This window comes from Brevundimonas sp. DC300-4 (assembly GCF_049897365.1).
Classification (GTDB): domain Bacteria; phylum Pseudomonadota; class Alphaproteobacteria; order Caulobacterales; family Caulobacteraceae; genus Brevundimonas.
In genome coordinates this window covers 275,649-294,776 of sequence record NZ_JAFCWC010000003.1, presented here as the reverse complement: position 1 = coordinate 294,776, position 19,128 = coordinate 275,649, and the positions used below count along the sequence as shown (strand labels likewise).

Annotated in this window: 9 protein-coding genes; 6 read left to right on the top strand and 3 right to left on the bottom strand. The window is 67.4% G+C overall.

The features are described 5' to 3' along the window. Positions 1 to 306: 306 nt before the first annotated feature. A complete protein-coding gene (locus ACP7AZ_RS07170; protein WP_426037472.1) occupies positions 307 to 873 on the bottom strand; it encodes a TetR/AcrR family transcriptional regulator in 567 nt (188 codons plus the stop codon). Positions 874 to 1,035: 162 nt separating this feature from the next. Here ACP7AZ_RS07170 and ACP7AZ_RS07165 point away from each other — a divergent pair, with 162 nt between their 5' ends. The 6 genes from ACP7AZ_RS07165 (at position 1,036) to ACP7AZ_RS07140 (ending at position 14,630) form a co-directional block, all read left to right on the top strand. Next, on the top strand, positions 1,036 to 2,250 hold the full coding sequence (locus ACP7AZ_RS07165) for an efflux RND transporter periplasmic adaptor subunit (protein ID WP_426037470.1): 1,215 nt from the start codon (positions 1,036 to 1,038) through the stop codon (positions 2,248 to 2,250). A gap of 10 nt (positions 2,251 to 2,260) precedes the next feature. Next, positions 2,261 to 5,533 carry an efflux RND transporter permease subunit gene (locus tag ACP7AZ_RS07160; RefSeq protein ID WP_426037468.1) on the top strand — a complete coding sequence of 1,091 codons (3,273 nt, stop codon included), beginning with the start codon at positions 2,261 to 2,263 and terminating at the stop codon, positions 5,531 to 5,533. Further along, positions 5,530 to 6,969: an efflux transporter outer membrane subunit gene (locus ACP7AZ_RS07155; protein ID WP_426037466.1), complete on the top strand. Its 1,440-nt coding sequence runs from the start codon at positions 5,530 to 5,532 to the stop codon at positions 6,967 to 6,969. Before ACP7AZ_RS07160 ends, ACP7AZ_RS07155 begins: the two co-directional genes overlap by 4 nt. A 274-nt stretch (positions 6,970 to 7,243) precedes the next feature. Beyond that, complete coding sequence (locus ACP7AZ_RS07150; protein WP_426037464.1) at positions 7,244 to 8,674, top strand: NAD(P)-dependent oxidoreductase; 1,431 nt, start codon at positions 7,244 to 7,246, stop codon at positions 8,672 to 8,674. Positions 8,675 to 8,825: 151 nt separating this feature from the next. After that, positions 8,826 to 13,337 (top strand): glutamate synthase large subunit, encoded by a 4,512-nt coding sequence (gene gltB / locus ACP7AZ_RS07145; RefSeq protein ID WP_426037462.1) that lies wholly within the window; start codon positions 8,826 to 8,828, stop codon positions 13,335 to 13,337. 36 nt (positions 13,338 to 13,373) lie between these two features. Then, on the top strand, positions 13,374 to 14,630 hold the full coding sequence (locus tag ACP7AZ_RS07140) for an ammonium transporter (protein WP_426037460.1): 1,257 nt from the start codon (positions 13,374 to 13,376) through the stop codon (positions 14,628 to 14,630). Between the two features lie 34 nt (positions 14,631 to 14,664). Here ACP7AZ_RS07140 and ACP7AZ_RS07135 read toward each other — a convergent pair whose 3' ends face one another. Continuing rightward, positions 14,665 to 18,237 carry a M1 family aminopeptidase gene (locus ACP7AZ_RS07135; RefSeq protein WP_426037458.1) on the bottom strand — a complete coding sequence of 1,191 codons (3,573 nt, stop codon included), beginning with the start codon at positions 18,235 to 18,237 and terminating at the stop codon, positions 14,665 to 14,667. Positions 18,238 to 18,241: 4 nt separating this feature from the next. Continuing rightward, complete coding sequence (locus ACP7AZ_RS07130; protein WP_426037456.1) at positions 18,242 to 19,123, bottom strand: ABC transporter ATP-binding protein; 882 nt, start codon at positions 19,121 to 19,123, stop codon at positions 18,242 to 18,244. Positions 19,124 to 19,128 lie beyond the last annotated feature (5 nt).

The following is a 19,128-nucleotide window of genomic DNA, read 5'->3' as shown; positions in this document are numbered from 1 at the left end:
GGGCGTGACCACAGGGCGCGTCGCTGCTACGGCGCGGGCCGTGTGGCGGATCGGGGTGTGACGGGTCTCGTGGCTCACGACCAACTCCTCATTACCAGGACATAGAGCCAGAAATCGCTGCGCCGCACAACCCGCTTTTGGAATAAACTTCCAATATCTGCTCGTCTGGATATCCAACAGGTAATTATAACCGCCGACTAAAACGCGTCGGGTGAAATCCACCGCATGCACAGCGGTTGCGGGTCGAAACGCCGCGCGCGCTGCTCCTATCCCAATCGGCCGGCACTAACCGGACGAGAGACGGAGTCAGCCATCCACCAATTCCTGCAACATGGGGGCGAGGCGCGCCTTCATGCGTTCGCATTCGTCGGCCGACAGCTTCATGCCGCCGGACAGATCGCGGCCCACGGCTACGCCCATCAGGATACCGGCCAGGATGCGGGCCCGGATCGGCGCGTCCTTGCCGCCGAGCCACTCTGTGAGCGGCTGGTAGAAACACTCCGTCGACAACTGCTGAACTATCTCAGCCGCCTTGGGCGAGCCGGCTGACTTCAGCATGATCAGCAGCCACGCGAGGTCATCGTCCTTGGCCGGGCCATAGACCAGGTCGTCGGCCATCCGTTCGCCAAAGGTCGAGCGGTCGCCCTCCATCAGGTCCTTACCGTCGCAGTCGTCGAGCACGGCCCGGAACAGCTCTTCCTTGGAGCCGAAATAGCGGGAGATCAGGGCGGGATCGACACCGACATCCTTGGCGATGTCTCGCATCCCCACCTGATCATAACTCTCGGCCGTGAACCGTTTGCTGGCCGCGTCGAGGATAGCGCTGCGGGTGGCCGCTGCGTTCCGGGGTCGATGGCAAACAGCGAAACTCAATGTGATCTCCAATAACCGTAGGAAAGGTATGGCTATGTCATCGGCTGTTGACAAGAGCAGCCGATGGACACAAGTAAGTCATCAGGCGATGACCGGGAGCTCCTCCCCCGTGATACCGGTTGCGCCCGACAGGGAATTTGCCCCTCAAGGGAGATTGCGCGCATGCGCAGGCTGAAGATCATCGCCGTGTCCGTCCTTGCGACGGGCGCGCTTTACGGCTGTTCACAACGTTCGGAGGCGCAGGGTCCGCCGCCGGCCGCGCCCGTCACGGTGGCCGTGCCGCTGGCTGAACGCGTCGTCGACTGGGACGACTTCACCGGTCGCTTCGAGGCCACCTCGTCCGTCGAGGTCCGGGCGCGCGTCGGCGGCTTCATCCAGGCCGTGCATTTCCGCGACGGCGCCTATATCCAGCGAGGCCAGCTGCTGTTCACCCTCGATCAGCGTCCGGCCCAGGCCCAGCTGGCCTCGGCCCGCGCCGCCCTCAACCAGGCCCAGGCGCAGCTGACGCTTGCCCGCACCAACCTGGCCCGCTCGGAAGGCCTGCTGGCCAGCCAGGCCGTCAGCCAGGCCGAGGGCGACACCAACAAGGGCGCCGTCCAGACCGCCGAGGCCTCCGTCGCCTCCGCCCAGGCCTCCGTCCGCGCGCGCCAGCTGGAGCTCGAGTTCACCCGCGTCACCGCTCCGGCCTCGGGCCGAGTGTCGGACCGTCGCGTCGATCCGGGCAACGTCATCGCCGGCGGATCGTCCGCTGCTGACGTCCTGACCACCATTGTCTCCTCCTCGCCGATCTACTTCGTCTTCGAGGGGTCCGAAGCCCTGTTGCTGAAGTATCAGCGCGACGCCCGCGCCGGCCGCTCCGCGCCGGTCCGCATCCGACTGCAGGACGAGAGCGACTTCACCCGCACAGGCACGCTCGACTTCACCGACAACGCGGTCGACGCCGCCTCCGGCACCATCCGCCTGCGCGCAGTCATTCCGAACGGCGACGGCTTCCTGAAACCGGGCATGTTCGCCCAGGCCCGCGTCGCCGGCGCTGGCGCCTATGACGCCCTGCTGGTGCCGGATTCGGCCATCGGCACGGATCAGGCCCGCCGCGTCGTCTCGGTCGTCGCCGCCGACGGTTCGGTCACCCCGACCCCGGTCCAGCTCGGCCCGCTGGTCGATGGCCTGCGCGTCATTCGTTCGGGCCTCCGTCCGACAGACCGGATCATCATCGATGGTCTGCAGCGCGCCATGCCAGGCATGAAGGTGGCCCCCACCAACGGCCGCATCGCGCGCCAGCCACGCCCGGAATCCGTCCCGACCACCTATGCGCCGCCAGCGGCGACCGGCACCCCCGCCGGCGCCCTGACGCAATCCGTCATCGTCGGCGACTGAGGCCAGACGCATGAACATCTCTCGCTTCTTCATCGACAGACCGATCTTCGCGGCCGTCCTGTCAGTGTTCATCACCCTGGTCGGGATCTTCGCCTATCCGCTGCTACCGCTCGCGCAGTATCCGGAGATCGCGCCCCCCACCGTCACCATCAACACCGCCTACGCGGGAGCCTCGGCCGAGACCCTGGCCGAGACTGTGGCCGCCCCGATCGAGCAGGAGGTGAACGGCGTCGAGGGGATGCTCTACCTCTCCTCGTCCTCGACCTCCGACGGCGCGGTGGCGATCACCGTAACCTTCCAGCCCGGCACGGATCTCGATTCGGCCCAGGTGCTGGTCCAGAACCGCGTCGCCCTGGCCGAGCCCCGCCTGCCCGAGGCCGTGCGCCAGGTCGGCGTGATCGTGAACAAGCAGGAATCCGGCTTCCTGATGATCCTGGGCCTGACCTCGCCCGGGAATGTCCTGAACAACGACTATGTCGGCAACTACGCCAACTCGACCCTGCGCGACCGGCTGTTGCGCATCGAGGGCGTCGGCAACGTTACCGTCTTCGGCGGCGGCAACTATTCGATGCGCGTCTGGATCGACCCGGCCAAGGCCGCCGCCCGCAGCCTGAACGCAACCGATATCGTCGGAGCCCTGCGCGGCCAGAACATCCAGGCCGCCGCCGGCTCCATCGGCCAGCCGCCATTCGCCACCAACGCCTCGGCCTTCCAGCAGCCGATCCAGGTCCAGGGCCGTCTGTCCAACCCGGACGAGTTCGCCGAGATCGTCATCAAGACCGACGCCGAAGGCAGGGTCACCCGGGTTCGCGACGTCGCCCGCGTCGAACTCGGCGCTCAGGATTACGGCATCCAGGGCTATTTCGACGGCCAGCGCGGCGTCGGCATCGCCATCGTTCAGCAGCCGGGCGCCAACGCCTTGGGCACCGCCGAACGTGTGACGGCCGAGATCGAACGCATAAAGGCCGACGCCCCGGAAGGTCTCGACATCGGCATTCCGTACAACCCGACGGAGTTCGTCGCCGCCTCGGTCGAGTCGGTGCAGCACACCCTTATCGAGGCGATCATCCTGGTCGTACTCGTCGTGCTGATCTTCCTGCAGTCGTGGCGCGCCGCGATCATCCCAATCGTGGCCATCCCGATCGCCCTGGTCGCCACCTTCGCGGTCCAGCTGGCGCTCGGCTATTCGATCAACTCCCTGTCGCTGCTGGCCCTGGTGCTCGCGGTCGGGATCGTGGTCGATGACGCCATCGTCGTGGTTGAGAACGTGGAACGCTACATTCGCGAGGGCCTGTCGCCCAAGGACGCCGCCTACAAGTCCATGCAGGAGGTGTCGGGCGCCCTGATCGCCATCGGCCTGGTGCTGGTCGCGGTGTTCGTTCCGACCATGTTCGTGCCCGGGATTCCGGGCATCTTCTACCGCCAGTTCGCCGTGACCATCGCGGCCGCCTCGGTGACGTCGCTGTTCGTCTCCCTGACCCTGTCCCCGGCCATGGCCGCCCTGTTGCTGAAGCCGCACGAGGAGCACGACGAGCATGCGGCCCGTCCGACGACCGTCCTGGGAAAGGCCCGCTACTATGGCGGTTGGGCGGGTCGGAAATTCAACGAGGGCTTCGACTGGCTGGCGCAAAAGTACGGCCGTCTGACCGCTCGCCTGGTACGCACGGTCGCTGTTGTTCTGGTCGTCTATGTCGGCCTGCTCGGCCTCACCGCCTGGCGGCTGATCGACACCCCGTCGGGCTTCATCCCGGACCAGGACCAGGGCTTCCTGATCGGCGTGATCCAGCTGCCAGCCGGCTCCTCGCTGGAACGCACCAATGCGGTGATGACCAGCGCCCGCGAGATCATCGAGAATACCGAGGGCGTCGACGGCACCGTGGCCTTCTCCGGCCTGGACGGCACAAGCTTCTCGTTCGGCTCCAATGCCGCGACCATCTTCGTCCGTCTGAACGATTTCCACGACCGGACGACGCGGGAGACGACCGCCGCAGCCCTCGCCGGCGCGATCACCGGCGCGGCCCAGGGGATCCAGAACGCGAACATCTTCGTCATCGCCCCGCCGTCCATCCAGGGCCTGGGCACTGGCAACGGTTTCGCGATGATGATCCAGGACAGGTCGGGCGCCGGCTATGGCGCGCTCGAGGGCGCGACCTTCGCCATGATGGGCGCCGCGGCCCAGGCGCCGACCGAGGTTCAGCAGGTCTTCTCGACCTACAACACCGCCTCGCCGCGCGTCGAAGCCGACGTGGATCGCGATCGCGCCCTGATGATGGGGGTCCAGCCCTCCGACGTGTTCAACACGATGGGGATCTATCTAGGCTCATCCTACGTCAACGACTTCAACATGCTGGGCCGCACCTTCCGGGTCACGGCGCAGGCGGAGCCGGCCTATCGCGACGACATGGCCGACATTGCCAATCTGAAGGTTCGTTCGGCCTCGGGCGCCATGGTGCCCCTGGGTTCGGTCGCCGCCTTCCGCGAGAGCGCGGGGCCGTCCCGGATCGTGCGCTACAACCTGTTCCCCGCAGCCGAGCTGCAGGGTCAGGGCGCGCCGGGCGTCTCGTCCGGTTCTGCTCTGGGCATCATGGAGACCATGGCGGCGACCACCTTGCCGCCGGGCTTCTCCTACGAATGGACCGGTCTGGCCCTGCAGGAGAAGACGGCTTCCGGCGGCGCGACGATCATCTTCGTGGTCGCGGTGCTTCTGGTCTTCCTGGTGCTCGCCGCCCAGTACGAGGCCTTCACGCTTCCGCTGGCCGTGATCCTGATCGTGCCGATGTGTCTGCTGGCGGCCATGCTGGGGGTGAACGCCCTCGGACTCGACAACAACATCCTGGTCCAGGTCGGACTGGTGGTGCTGATCGCGCTGGCGGCCAAGAACGCCATCCTGATCGTCGAGTTCGCCAAGCAGAACGAGGACGAGCACGGCCTGGACCGCTGGGACGCCGCCGTCGCGGCCGCCAAGACCCGTCTTCGTCCGATCCTGATGACGTCGTTCGCCTTTATTCTGGGGGTTCTGCCCCTGGTGTTGTCGGAGGGCGCCGGTGCCGAGATGCGTCGCTCCCTCGGAGCGGCGGTGTTCTTCGGCATGATCGGGGTGACCGTCTTCGGCCTGCTGTTCACGCCGGTCTTCTATGTGATCTGCCGGGGCCTGGCCGCGAAGATTCCGCAGCGCCCTCCAGCACCCAGCGCGACCCCGACGACGGCCTCGCCCTCAGACGACGCCATCCACAACCAGCCCACGCCAGCGCTCAACGCGCCCCGCACGGGAGACGGCGTATGACTTCCCGCCTCACCCCCATCCTGACCGCATGCGCCGCTGCCGCCCTGTTGGCGGCCTGCGCGGTCGGACCGAAGGCGCCCGACGCCCCTCTCCCCCCTCTCGCGTCGGGCGCCTTCGTAAGCTCGCCGCTCGGGTCCGCCAGCGTCGCGACCTCGACGGCGGAGGCCCGCAGCGACTGGTGGCGGCTCTATGCGGACCCGACGCTGGACGGCTTGATCGAACAGGCCTTCGCACAGAACAACGAGTTGGAAGCCGCCGTCGCCAATCTGCGCGCCGTCCGGGCGAGCCTGTCGGAAGCCCGCTCGGGTCTGTTCCCGACGACCAACACCTCGGCGTCCGCGACCCGCGGCCGCGCCTCGGCCGCGACCACGCCCGGCCTCCCCGCTGGTCAGCAAGCGCCGGAGGTCGATATTTATGCCGTCGGCCTCGACGCCTCCTACGAGATCGACCTGTTCGGTCGCGTCGCCTCGACCATCCGCGCCGCGAATGCCGACGCCGAGGCCCAGGCCGCGGTACTCGACGTGATCCGCGTCACGGTCGCGGCCGAGACCGCCCGCGCCTATGCCGACACCTGTTCCGCCAACGCCCAGATCGCAGTCGCCGAACGCACCCTCGGCCTGCAGCGGAACACGGCCGACCTGACCCAGCGCCTGTTGGAGGGCGGCGCCGGCACAGGCCTCGACACCGCCCGCGCCCGGTCCCTGCTGGCCTCGACCCGCGCGCAGTTGCCGACTTTGCGGGCCCAGCGCGACGGCGCCCTCTATCGCCTCGCCACCCTGACCGGCGTCGCGCCGGCCGAAGCTTCCCAGGCCGCCCGGTCATGCCAACGTCCGCCGCAGCTTTCACAGCCGATCCCGGTCGGCGACGGCGCGGCCCTTCTGGCCCGTCGTCCCGACGTCCGCCAGGCGGAGCGCGCCCTCGTCGGCGCCGCTGCACGGGTCAATGTCGCCACAGCCTCTCTTTTCCCGACCATCTCGCTCGGCGGGTCGATCGGCTCGACCGCGCTGGAGGCCGGCGATCTCAGTGACGACACGTCGTATCGCTTCTCGTTCGGCCCGCTGATCAGCTGGAGCTTCCCCAACATCCAGGCCGCCCGCGCCCGGATCGAAGCCGCCGACGCCCGCACCGACGCGGCCCTGGCGACCTTCGACCAGACGGTGCTGCTGGCCCTGCAGGAGACCGAGACGGCCCTGACCAACTACGCCAACGAACTGGACCGCCGCGCGGCCCTGACCGAGGCGCGGGACCAGGCCACCAATGCCGCCCGTCTGGCCCGCCTGCGCTTCGACGCCGGCGCCGACAGCTTCCTGACCGTCCTGGACGCCCAGCGGACGGAAGCCGCAGAGGACGCGACCCTGGCCCAGTCGGACGCTCTCGTGACCACCTACCAGATCGCCCTGTTCAAGGCTCTGGCGGGCGGCTGGGACCAGAGCTGAGACCTGCCAAAAGACTCTCCCTCCCCATCGGGGGAGGGTCGTCGCGAAGGGGCGGGGTGGGAACAACCGGCGATGCAGATACCGGCCTGTGATGATTTGCCTTGCCGCCCCCACCCGGTCTCCGATTCGCTTCGACCACCCTCCCTGACCGGGGAGGGTGAAATCCGCGAGCCACTCGCAATTGCGCGCATATTTCATGCGCATGACGGATGAGTTGACCCCAGATCGGGGAAATCATTTGCGCTGACAGCCCTGTCTCGCCTTATATGTTGCCATGCAACAGAAAGGCCCATCCGGACCGCAAGGGTTCGTCGTCCAACCGCGCCGCCTGCCCAAGGCGGAGGCGGCCGTGCGCGTGCAGGATTTCGGCGAGATCATCGTCAAGCCGACCACCGAGAACGTCGAGATCCAGGCCGGCCGCTGCACCGACTGCGGCGTGCCCTTCTGCCAGACCGCCTGCCCGTTGCAGAACAACATCCCCGACTGGCTGGGCCTGTCCGCCGAGGACGAGATGCGCGAAGCTTGGCGTATCGCCTCGGCCACCTCGACCATGCCCGAGATCTGCGGCCGCATCTGTCCGCAGGACCGGTTGTGCGAGGGCTCCTGCACCCTGAACCAGTCCGGCTGGGAAGCCGTGACCATCGGCTCGGTCGAGGCCTTCATCGGCGACACCGCCTTCGACAACGGCTGGGTCGAGCCGATCCGTCCTCTGCATGAGCGAGCCCAGTCTGTCGCCATCGTCGGCGCCGGCCCCGCCGGCATGGCCGCCGCCGACCGGCTGCGCGAACAGGGCTATCAGGTCACCGTCTACGACCGCCACGACCGCCCCGGCGGCCTGCTGACATACGGCATCCCCGGCTTCAAGCTGGAGAAACGCGTCGTCCAGCGCCGCATCGATCGCCTGATCGACGGCGGCGTGACCTTCGTCACCCACTGCGATGTCGGGACCGACATTACCCTTGCCGAGTTGCGCGAGCGCCACGACGCCGTCCTGCTGGCCATGGGCGTCTATCAGGCCCGCGCGCTGCAGGTGCCCGGCGCGGGTCCGGGCGACACCCTCCCAGCGCTCGAGTTCCTGATCCACCAGAACCGCCGCGACCTGGGCGAGGCCGACGACGACACCGGCCATCACGCCCGGGGTCGCAACGTCGTCGTCATCGGCGGCGGCGACACGGCCATGGACTGCGTCCGGACCGCAATCCGCCAGGGGGCCGAGAGCGTCACCTGCCTGTACCGTCGCGACCGCGAGAACATGCCCGGCTCGGCCCGCGAGGTTCTCAACGCCGAGGAAGAGGGTATCCGCTTCGAGTGGCTGGGCGCGCCCAAGGCCCTGATGTCGCGTGACGGCTCGGTGTCCGCTGTCCGCGCCGCGCGCATGGCACTGTCGGAACCCGAGTTCGGCAAGCGCCGCGAGATCGTGCCGGTGCCGGGCGCCGACTTCGACCTGAAGGCCGACCTCGTCATCGAGGCGCTGGGCTTCGAGCCGGAGAAATTCGCCGCCCATCACGACGACCTCAGCCTGACCGAATGGAACACGGTGGCCACCGCCCGGTCCGGCTTCGCCACCAGCCTGCCCGGCGTCTATGCGGCGGGGGACGCCGTCCGTGGCGCATCGCTCGTCGTCTGGGCCGTTCGCGATGGTCAGGACGCTGCCGCCGAGATCGACCGTTACCTGCGTACCCGGACGGCGGAGGTCGCGGCGTGACACGTCAATCTCCGTGCATCCCCGCGAAGGCGGGGACCCAGTCCTTTGGGCGGGCTCGTATTTTCGCGTGCCCGCTGACCCCCATCCCAACCGCCCGTGCCTCACAAAAGCACTGGGTCCCCGCCTTCTCGGGGATGAGCGGAGAGTACGCATGACCTGGCTGACCAAGTATCAAGAAGACCGACAGCGCCTGATCGACGCCCACGCCTACGAGCCGTCGTCGGAGAAGGACGCCTGCGGCGTCGGCCTCGTCGCCGCGATCGACGGCAAGCCGCGCCGCGAGGTGGTCGAATTGGCCATCAAGTCGCTGAAGAACGTCGCCCACCGGGGCGCGGTCGATCCCGACGGTCTGTCCGGAGACGGCGCCGGCCTGATGGTCGAGGCGCCCCAGGCCTTCTTCGCCGAACAGGTTCGCGTCATCGGCCAGACGCTCAAGCCCGGCCCCATCGCCATCGGCCAGATCTTCCTGCCGCGCACCGACCTCGGCGCCCAGGACCGTGCCCGCGCCATCGTCGAGACCGAGGTCCTGCGCGCCGGTTTCACCATCTACGGCTGGCGCCAGACGCCGATCGATCTCAGCGTGGTCGGCTCCAAGGCCGATGCAACCCGGCCCGAAATCGAACAGATCATGCTGGCCGTCCCCGCCGATCTGACGGACGACGGCGAGGCGCTGGAGCGCGAACTCTATCTGGTCCGCCGCCGCATCGAGAGCGCGGTGATCGCCGAAAGCGTGCCCGGATTCTACATCTGCTCCCTGTCGGCCCGGTCTCTGATCTACAAGGGGATGGTCCGCGCCGAGCTGCTGGACCAGCTCTATCCCGACCTGCTGGATCCGACCTTCCAGGCCGCCTACGCCATCTTCCACCAGCGCTATTCGACCAACACCTTTCCCGAATGGCGGCTGGCCCAGCCGTTCCGCATGCTGGCCCACAATGGCGAGATCAACACGCTGAAGGGCAACCTGAACTGGATGCGGTCGCACGAGATTCGCATGACGGCCCAGGCCTTCGGCGACAGGGATGGCGACGTGAAGCCCGTTGTCCAGCCGGGCGGCTCCGACTCCGCCGCCCTCGACAACGTGTTCGAGGTCCTGGTCCGCGCCGGCCGTCCCGCCCCCATGGCCAAGGCCCTGCTGATCCCCGAGGCCTGGGCCCGCGACGAGGGCCTGATGAAAGCCGAGCACCGCGCCCTCTACGCCTACTGCAACGCGGTGATGGAGCCGTGGGACGGCCCCGCCGCCATCTGCGCCACCGACGGCCGATGGATCGTCTGCGGCAAGGACCGCAACGGCCTTCGTCCCCTGCGCGCCATGGAGACCCATGACGGCCTGCTGCTGGCGGGCTCCGAGGCGGGCCTTGCCGGTCTGCCGGAAAGCCGCATCAAGCGCCGCCTGCCGATCGGCCCGGGCCGCATGATCGTCGCCGACCTCCAGAACGGCGTCCTGCTCGACGAGATCGAGACCATCGACGCTCTCGCCGCCGATCATCCCTATACGGAATGGCTGGAGAACATGGTCGATCTGGAGCCGATCATCGGCCCCGGACCCGAGCCGCGCGCCGCCACCGGCGAGGCCCTGACCCGCCGCCAGATCGCCGCCGGCTTCAGCCGCGAAGACCTCGACCTGCTGCTCGATCCGATGATCAAGGACGGCAAGGAAGCGGTCGGTTCCATGGGCGACGACACGCCCCCCGCGGTGCTCTCCGCCCTGCCCCGGCCGCTGGCGCATTACTTCCGCCAGAACTTCTCCCAGGTCACCAACCCGCCGATCGACCCCCTGCGTGAAGCGGGCGCGATGAGCCTGAAGACCCGGTTCAAGAACCTCGGCAACATCCTCGCTGCGGAAGAGGCCCAGACGAATGTCTTCGTGCTCGACAGCCCGGTCCTGACGACCGGCATGTACGAGCGGATGCTCGACGTCGTCGGCGCCGGATCGACGGTGGTGATCGACTGCTCCTATCCCCTCCCCGAGGCCGATGCGCGCCCGGGCGGCGGCCTGCGCGCCGCGCTGGACCGCATCAAGGACGAGGTCGAAGCCGCCGTCCGTCACGGCTCCAGCCTTGTCGTCCTGACCGACGAGCGCGCGTCCGAGTCCAGCCTGTCAGTGCCGATGATCCTGGCCACCGCCGGGGCGCATGGCCGCCTGACCGACACCGGCCTGCGCAGCTTCGTCTCCATCGTCGTCCGCTCGTCCGAGGTTCTGGACCCGCACGGGTTCGCCGTCCTTGTCGGCGTCGGCGCCACGGCCATCAATCCGTGGCTGGCGCAGGAGATGTTCCAGGAGCGTCTGGATCGCGGCGCCTGGCCGGGCCTCTCCCTCCGCGACGCCTGCCTGAACTACAAGGCCGCGCTGGAGGCCGGTCTCATGAAGACGCTGGCGCGCAAGGGCATCAGCGTCATCTCAGCCTATCGCGGCGGCTGCGAGTTCGAGGTCCTGGGACTGTCCCGCGCCGTCACGGCCGAGTTCTTCCCGGGCGCCCCCTCGCGCATCTCCGGCATCGGCCTGGCCGGCCTGGAACGGGCCGCGTTGCAACGCCATGCCCAGGCCTGGACAGAGGCCACCCCCTCCCCCGCCGTCGGCGGCTTCTTCCGCATCCGCGCAGGCCAGGAAGCTCACGCGCACGATGCGAAGACGATCCACCTGCTGCAGGACGCCTGCAATCGCGGCGACTACAAGCGCTTCAAGCAATACTCAGAGGCCGTCCGCGACCAGCCGGACCTCGCCCCCCGCGACCTCCTCGACTGGCGCGAAGGCCTGAAGCCCGTCCCGGTCTATGAGGTCGAATCCGTCTCCGACATCAGGAAGCGTTTCCTGACCCCCGGCATGTCGCTCGGCGCCCTGTCGCCCGAGGCGCATGGGGTGCTCAACGTCGCCATGAACCGTATCGGCGCCCGCTCTGTCTCGGGCGAGGGCGGCGAGGATCCGGACCGCTACGCCACCCGCCCGGACGGCGACAACATGAACTCGGCGGTCAAACAGGTCGCGTCGGGCCGGTTCGGCGTCACCGCCGAATACCTGAACCAGTGCCGCGAGATCGAGATCAAGATCGCCCAGGGCGCCAAGCCCGGCGAGGGCGGCCAGCTGCCCGGCTTCAAGGTCACCGAATTCATCGCCCGGATGCGCCATTCGACCGTCGGCACGACCCTGATCAGCCCGCCGCCACACCACGACATCTATTCGATCGAGGATCTGGCCCAGCTCATCTACGACCTGAAGTCGATCAACCCGGACGCCCGGGTGACGGTCAAACTGGTCTCCGCCTCGGGCATCGGCGCCATCGCCTCCGGTGTCGCCAAGGCGAAGGCCGACTGTATCCTGATTGCGGGCCACAACGGCGGCACCGGGGCCTCGCCCCAGTCGTCGATAAAGCACGCCGGCCTGCCGTGGGAGATCGGCCTGGCGGAAACCCATCAGGTCCTCAGCCTCAACAACCTGCGCAGCCACGTCGTGGTCCGCGCCGACGGCGGAATGCGCACCGGCCGGGACATCGTCATCGCCGCCATCCTGGGCGCCGAGGAGTTCAACATCGGCACGGCCAGCCTGATCGCCATGGGCTGTCTAATGGTGCGCCAGTGCCACTCCAACACCTGCCCGGTGGGGGTCTGTTCGCAGGACCCGCGTCTGCGCGAGAAGTTCACTGGCACGGCCGACAAGGTCGTCAACCTGTTCAGCTTCATCGCCGAAGAAGTCCGCGAATACCTGGCCATGCTGGGTGCCCGCTCGATCGACGAGATTGTCGGCCGCACCGACCTGCTGCGACAGGTCCGTCGCGGCGGCGCTCACCTGGACGACCTCGACCTCAACCCGCTCCTGGTCCGCGTCGAGGCCGCCGAGAAGAAGACCTGGGCCGAGAAGGGCCGTGCCGAGGTTCCGCCGACCCTGGACGCCCGCGTGCTCAACGACGCCTGGGCCTTCCTCGATCGCGGCCAGACATCGGAGCTGACCTATCCGATCTCCAACGTCATGCGCACCATCGGCGCGGGCGTGTCCTCGGCCATCGTGCGTCGATGGGGTCCGACTGGACCGACCGGCGTCCTGACCCTGAAGCTGCAGGGTTCGGCCGGGCAATCCTTCGGCGCCTTCGCGGCCAAAGGTCTGAAACTCGTGCTGACCGGCGAGGCTAACGACTATGTCGGCAAGGGCCTGTCCGGCGCCGACATAGTGGTCAAGCCGATCGAGTGGCGCGAGCACCAGCCCGCCATCGGCAACACGACGCTCTACGGCGCCACCTCAGGCCGCCTGTTCGTCGCCGGTTCGGCGGGCGAGCGGTTCGCGGTCCGCAACTCCGGCGCCGAGGCCGTGGTCGAGGGCGCCGGCGCCCACGCCTGCGAATACATGACCGGCGGCCGCGTCGCGATCCTGGGCCCCGTCGGCTGGAACCTGGCCGCCGGCATGTCGGGTGGCGAACTGTTCGTCCTCGACGAGGCGGGCCGGACGGGTCTCGCCCTCAACGGCGATCTCGCGGCCTTCGCTCCCGTCACCCGGGCGGCGGGCGAGCGGCTGAAAGCCCTGATCGAGGCTCATCTGGCGGCGACTGGATCGCCCCTGGCGCGTCGTCTGCTCTCGGCCTGGTCGGACAGCCTGAAGCGGTTCGTCCGCATCGTCCCGATCCCGGTCGCCGAGGCCGAGCGCAAGCTTGACCATGGCGAAGCGGTCCCAGCATGATCCGTCTTCCCTGACGTTCCAGAGGCCTCCCCGCCGATGACACTCGCCGCCGCGCCCGCCCTCCTCGCCCATCAGGCGCCGCTCGTCATCGACGGCGCGGCGACCGCCTGGATCCTCGTCTCGACGGCCTTCGTGCTGATGATGACCCTGCCCGGGCTGGCGCTGTTCTACGGCGGCATGGTGCGCAGGAAGAACATCATCGCCACCATCGCCTCATCGACGGCGGCGCTGATGGTGGTGACCATCCTGTGGTTCATCGCCGGCTACAGCCTGTCGTTCGGGACCTCAGGCCCGGCGACCAACGGCTTCATCGGAGGGCTTCAGGCGGTCTTCCTCGACGGGGTGCGGATCAACACGGCGCACAGCCTGGCGCCTGCTCTGCCCGAATACCTGTGGATCGCCTACCAGCTGACTTTCGCCATCATCACCCCGGCCCTGATCGCCGGGGCCTTCGCCGAGCGGATGAAGTTCTCGGCGTCCCTGCTGTTCTTCGGCCTGTGGCATCTGATCGTCTATGCGCCGATCTGCCATCAGGTCTGGGGCGGGGGCTACCTCGGCTCGTGGGGCGTGCTCGACTTCGCAGGCGGCGCCGTGGTGCACGTCAATGCGGGTGTCGCGGGCCTCGTCTGCGCTCTCGTCCTCGGTCCGCGCTATGGTTTCGGACGGGACAATATGGCGCCCGCCAATCTCGCCTACACCGCCATCGGCACGGGCCTGCTGTTCGTGGGCTGGCTGGGCTTCAACTCGGGGTCCGCCTGGGCCGCCGACGGCATCGCCGCCGTCGCCGCCCTCAACACCCTCATCGCCCCCGCCGCCGCCGCCCTCGGCTGGATGGTGATCGAGTGGATCGAGAAGAAGCGTCCTACGCTTCTGGGACTTCTCTCCGGCATCGTCGGGGGCCTGGTCGCCATCACGCCCGCGGCCGGCTTCGTCGATCCCAAGGGCGCCTTCCTGATCGGCCTGATCGGCGGCCCGGCCTGCTACGCCGGCGCGGTCTGGCTGAAGCACGCCCTGAAATACGACGACAGCCTCGACGCGTTCGGCATCCACGGGGTCGGCGGTATCGTCGGCGCCATCCTGACCGGCGTCTTCGCCACCACGGCTATCAACGGCGCAGCCGAAGGCGCGGACGTGGTGAAACAGATCGTCGGCCTCGCCGCCGTCATCGCCTGGAGCGCGGTCGGCACCTTCGCGGTCCTGATGGTGTGCAAGTTCTCAACCGGCCTGCGCCCGACCAAGGACGGCGAGGTCGAGGGGCTCGACTACTCCGAACACGGCGAGAGCATTCACTGAGCGTCCCTCTCCCGCCGGGAGAGGGAACCGCGCCCTAATCCACCTTCCGCACGTTGTCGTCGGAGTTCCGGTCGATCCACTTGTTGTACGGATCTGCCCCCGCGAAGGTCGGCTTCGTTGCCGTCGTGAACCGGAACGTCTGCACCCCGCCCCTCAGCGGCCGCCGCTCGAACAGCAGCACGTTGCTGGCGTCGAACTCGCCCTTGCCCGGTTCGGCCGAGAACAGGCCGATGTCGAAGGTCTCGTTCAGCGGCGATTCCGTCTCCACGCCCTTGCCGTCGGCGTAAAGTTTGCGCGCCTCGACCGTGACCGTCACATCCCAGCGTCCATCACGGCGTTCGGTGGCTGTCGTCGCCGTGGTCTTCACGTCGTACAGGGTGATCTTCTCGAACAGGTCGGTAATCAGGGCCTGTTTGTCGGCCGGGGCATTGGCCCGGATCAGGTTGATCAGGTCGACCGAGCGCGGATAGGGCGCGGACTTGAAGGCGTGGGCGGCCAGAAACTGGGACAGCGCCCGATTCACATTCGCCTCGCCGATCTGGTCGGCCAGCAGGTACATGACCACCGCGCCCTTGCGGTAGTGGATGTACTGTTGGTTCTCCATCCGGTTCAGCGGCAGCTCCTCGATCAGCTCGGTCCCGCGCGAGCGCAGGTAGCGGTCCAGCTCGAACTTCAGGAACCGGCGGATCTTGTCGGGTCCGTACATCTCCCGCATCACCATCAGGGCCGAATACTGGGCCAGGGTTTCGGACATCAGGGTCGCGCCCTGCATGTTCGCCCCGACCACCTGGTGCGCCCACCACTGGTGCGCGAACTCGTGCGCTCCGATGTAGGTGACGTAGTCGATCTTGGTGTCGTCCCGCAGGTCGGCGATGAAGCCGAGGTTCTCGGACCAGGCGAAGGTGTTCGGCATCGACTGGGCGAACGAGCCGTAAGGGAACTCGCTGATGCGCGCCTGACGGAACTGGTAGGGCGAGAAGTTCGTCTGGAAATAGTCCAGCGCGTTTTCCAGCGCCGTCATCATTCGGGGCACGTTACGGCCGTGCTGCGCGTCATGGAAGACGACCATCTCCACGCCGTTGTGCATCTGGCGCGCGATCTCGTAGCGGGCCGACTGGACCGACAGGAAATAGAGCACGGGGCTCTCGGTCACGAACCGCATCGTGCGGCGACCATTGGCCGTCGTGTCGCTGCGCACCTGGCCTGGCGCCAGCGGAGTCTGGTCGGCGTCGGTGGTGACGGTGACGTCGGCCGTGACCCAGTCGGCGCCGATATAGTTGCGGCCCGTCGCCGTCAGGTCCTCGAGCTTGGCGGGACGCAGTTCTGGCGGAAGACCGTTCTTGCGGCGCTTCGAGCGGTCCTGAAGCAGGCCGATGGAGCGATCCATGCCGATCATCGGCGCGAACTCCATGTTGTTCACGAAGGTCCCGTTGTCGACGATCCGAGTCGTATTGCCGCTGTTCTTGAAACCGCGCTGTTCCAGCACGGTGTCGAACGACACCGTACGCCGTTCGCCGGGGGCCATCGGCGTGTCGAAACGGTAGATGCGATAGTCGAACTCGGGCCACTCGCGCACCATTCGCGCGCCCTGGACCGTCAGCGCCTTCATCTCCAGTTCGTCGTTCCAGCGCATGTGCATTTCCGACAGCGGCGCGCCGGTGCGGTTCTCGACCACATAGGTTCCGGTCGTCTCAAGGCGCGGGGTGCGCGGGTGCAGGTCGAGGTTCAGTTTCACGTCGACCAGCGTGGGCTGGGGCGTGGTCTCGAAACGCAGCAGGGTCTTCTCGTACTCGGCCTGCAGCTTCTCCTGCTGGCCCTGGCTGCGATACTCGTTCCAGACATTGGTGTTGACGTAGATGAAGACGCCCAAGCCGATGAAGGCGACCAGGGCCAGGCCGCCGACGACGCCCGCAGGCCCCATCAGCCGGTGCGGAAGACGCTTCAGCCGCGGCATAAAGCGGGTCTCGGTCCCCCGCCGCCACAGGACATAGCCGAGGGTCAGCAGAATGATGGCGGCCATCGTCCAGTAGGCGTCCAACCAGGCGGCAAAGCCGGCGTAGTCGCCCCGGCCGTTCATGTCGGACAGAGGCTGACCGACGCCCGAACCGTAGCGGTACAGCACATGGTCGAAGCCCATGTTGGACGCCACGATGGTGGAGATCATGTAGACCACCATGATCGCCCAGCCGACGAACTTGTTGGGTGACAGCGACTGCACAAAGATGGCGAGCACCGCCAGCAGGGCGAAGTTGATCGTCTGCGGCACGACGTACCACATCAGGTATTTGTCGAACTCGTAGTCAGTGTAGCCCTTGAAGGTCTGCACCGCGACGCCGGCCACGACGCCCGCGATCGAGATCGAGGCCAGCACCAGGATCAGCGCCAGGGTCTTGGGCAGCAGGAAGGTCCAGTCAGGCGTCGACGAGGCGTCGATGATCTCGTGCACCTTGCGCTCGCGATCACGCCAGACCAGCTCGCCGGAATAGTAGATGGCCACGATCATCGCGATCAAACCGAACGGCAGGCCGTCGATGACTACGCGCGTCACCAGCAGGACGGGCGCGCCGTAGATCTCGCCGAGGAACAACAGAGTCGTGACCGCGAAGGCGAAGCCCAGCAGGATCAGGACGAAATAGGCCGGGCTCTTGAACACCAGGCTCATTTCGAACGCCGTGCGCGAGGCCAGCCGCGTCCAGCCGGCGGCGAAGCCCTCGGTCGGCGTGGGCAGCGGGCGGTTCGGCGTCAAGGCGGGCGCAGCGGTCTCGGCCATCTTGCGCAGCTTGTCGGTCTTGCCCTCCTTGGCCCCGCGAATGGCCGGGCGATACAGGGCGTAGGCGACCGCGAGGATTCCCGCGCTGATACCCAGCCACAACAGTCGGTTCCACAGGAAGATTCCCTCCAGCGGGATGTTCAGCGTGTTCCGCTCGGCGGACGTCCAGTATTTGGTCGCCAGGCCGAAGGCTGCGGCGCCGAAGGGCTCGCCCCATGCCATCGCCGTCTCAAGCTCGGGCTTGTTTCCCAGAACCCCCGACGCCGCCAGGTAGAGGATGAAGACCGCCACCACGCCGACATAGGTCGCCATCATCGACCGGGTCACGGTCGCCAGGGCGAAGAACAGGGCCGAGGTCAGGAACACGCCCGGAAGGCCCAGCACGAGGTAGTTGTAGAGGTAGTCCCATGGCCGGAAGGCGCCGATCGTCTCCTTGTCGACCCAGGGTGCGATCGTGCCCGCGATGACGCCCAGCGAGATGACCGCGAAGCACAAGGCCGTCGCCAGGAAGGCGCCCGTGAACCGCCCATAGAGGTAGTCGAACTTCGTGATCCGGGTGGACTGGACCATGGGCCCGAAGCCCGTCTGGATGTCCCGCACCACGACATTGGCGACGATCGCCGTGGTCGCCAGCATGAAGAACATCGACATGATCGCGTTGATGCTGGCCAGGGCGTAGGGCGCGTTCTTGTGGACGTTGCCGCCCGCGCCGATGGAGATGTTGTCCGAGGCGGCGACAAGGCCGAAGCCCATCAGGCCGAAGATGATGGCGATGACCCAGAAGGCCGGCTGGCGCAGCTGGTAGCGGAATTCGAAGGCGGCGATTTTCCCGAACATGGTCTTACGCCGCGACCTTGCGCGAGGCTGACAGGGTCGAGAAATAGACATCCTCCAGCCCGCCCGGCACGGGCTCGAAGCCTTCGCCCGGACGACGGTCGGCCAGGACGTGGATCACGGTCTTGCCGGCGAACAGGCGCGTCGAGATGACCTCGTGTCTGGCGCGGTTTTCCTCCAGCGCCTCCTTGTCGATGGTCTTCTTCCAGACCCGGCCGTTCAGCTGTTCCATCAGGTGGGCGGGCGCGCCTTCCAGCTGGATCTTGCCGCCCGCCAGCACCGCCATGCGCGGGCACAGGTCGGCCACGTCCTCGACGATGTGGGTCGACAGGATGATGACCACATTGTCCGCAATCTCGGCCAGGAGGTTCAGGAAGCGGTTACGCTCTTCGGGGTCCAGACCCGCCGTCGGCTCGTCGACGATGATCAGTTTCGGATTGCCGATCAGGGCCTGGGCGATGCCGAAGCGCTGGCGCATGCCGCCGGAGAAGCCGGCCAAGGCCTTCTTGCGCACCGACCACAGATTGGTCTGTTGCAGCAGGGTCTCGACCGTCTCCTTGCGGTCCTTGCCCGAGGCGATGCCCTTCAGCACCGCCATGTGATCCAGCATGTCGTAGGCCGAAACGCGCGGATAGACGCCGAAATCCTGGGGCAGATAGCCCAGGGTGCGGCGCAGCTTTTCCGGGTCCTTGATCACATCGATGCCGTCGAAGTCGATCGAGCCGGAGGTGGGCGTCTGCAACGTCGCGATCGACCGCATCAGCGTCGATTTGCCCGCGCCGTTGGGACCCAGCAGGCCGAACATGCCGTTGGGCACGCTCAGCGACACATCATCGAGCGCCCGTGTCCCGTTGCCGTAAACGTGGACGAGATTCTTGATCGTAAGCATGAGCA

Excerpts from the sequence above, each read along its gene's own strand:
- gltB (WP_426037462.1), top strand. The coding sequence starts at position 8,826 with ATGACCTGGCTGACCAAGTATCAAGAAGACCGACAGCGCCTGATCGAC.
- ACP7AZ_RS07135 (WP_426037458.1), bottom strand. The coding sequence starts at position 18,237 with ATGTTCGGGAAAATCGCCGCCTTCGAATTCCGCTACCAGCTGCGCCAG.
- ACP7AZ_RS07160 (WP_426037468.1), top strand. The coding sequence starts at position 2,261 with ATGAACATCTCTCGCTTCTTCATCGACAGACCGATCTTCGCGGCCGTC.
- ACP7AZ_RS07130 (WP_426037456.1), bottom strand. The coding sequence starts at position 19,123 with ATGCTTACGATCAAGAATCTCGTCCACGTTTACGGCAACGGGACACGG.
- ACP7AZ_RS07150 (WP_426037464.1), top strand. The coding sequence starts at position 7,244 with ATGCAACAGAAAGGCCCATCCGGACCGCAAGGGTTCGTCGTCCAACCG.
- ACP7AZ_RS07165 (WP_426037470.1), top strand. The coding sequence starts at position 1,036 with ATGCGCAGGCTGAAGATCATCGCCGTGTCCGTCCTTGCGACGGGCGCG.
- ACP7AZ_RS07155 (WP_426037466.1), top strand. The coding sequence starts at position 5,530 with ATGACTTCCCGCCTCACCCCCATCCTGACCGCATGCGCCGCTGCCGCC.
- ACP7AZ_RS07140 (WP_426037460.1), top strand. The coding sequence starts at position 13,374 with ATGACACTCGCCGCCGCGCCCGCCCTCCTCGCCCATCAGGCGCCGCTC.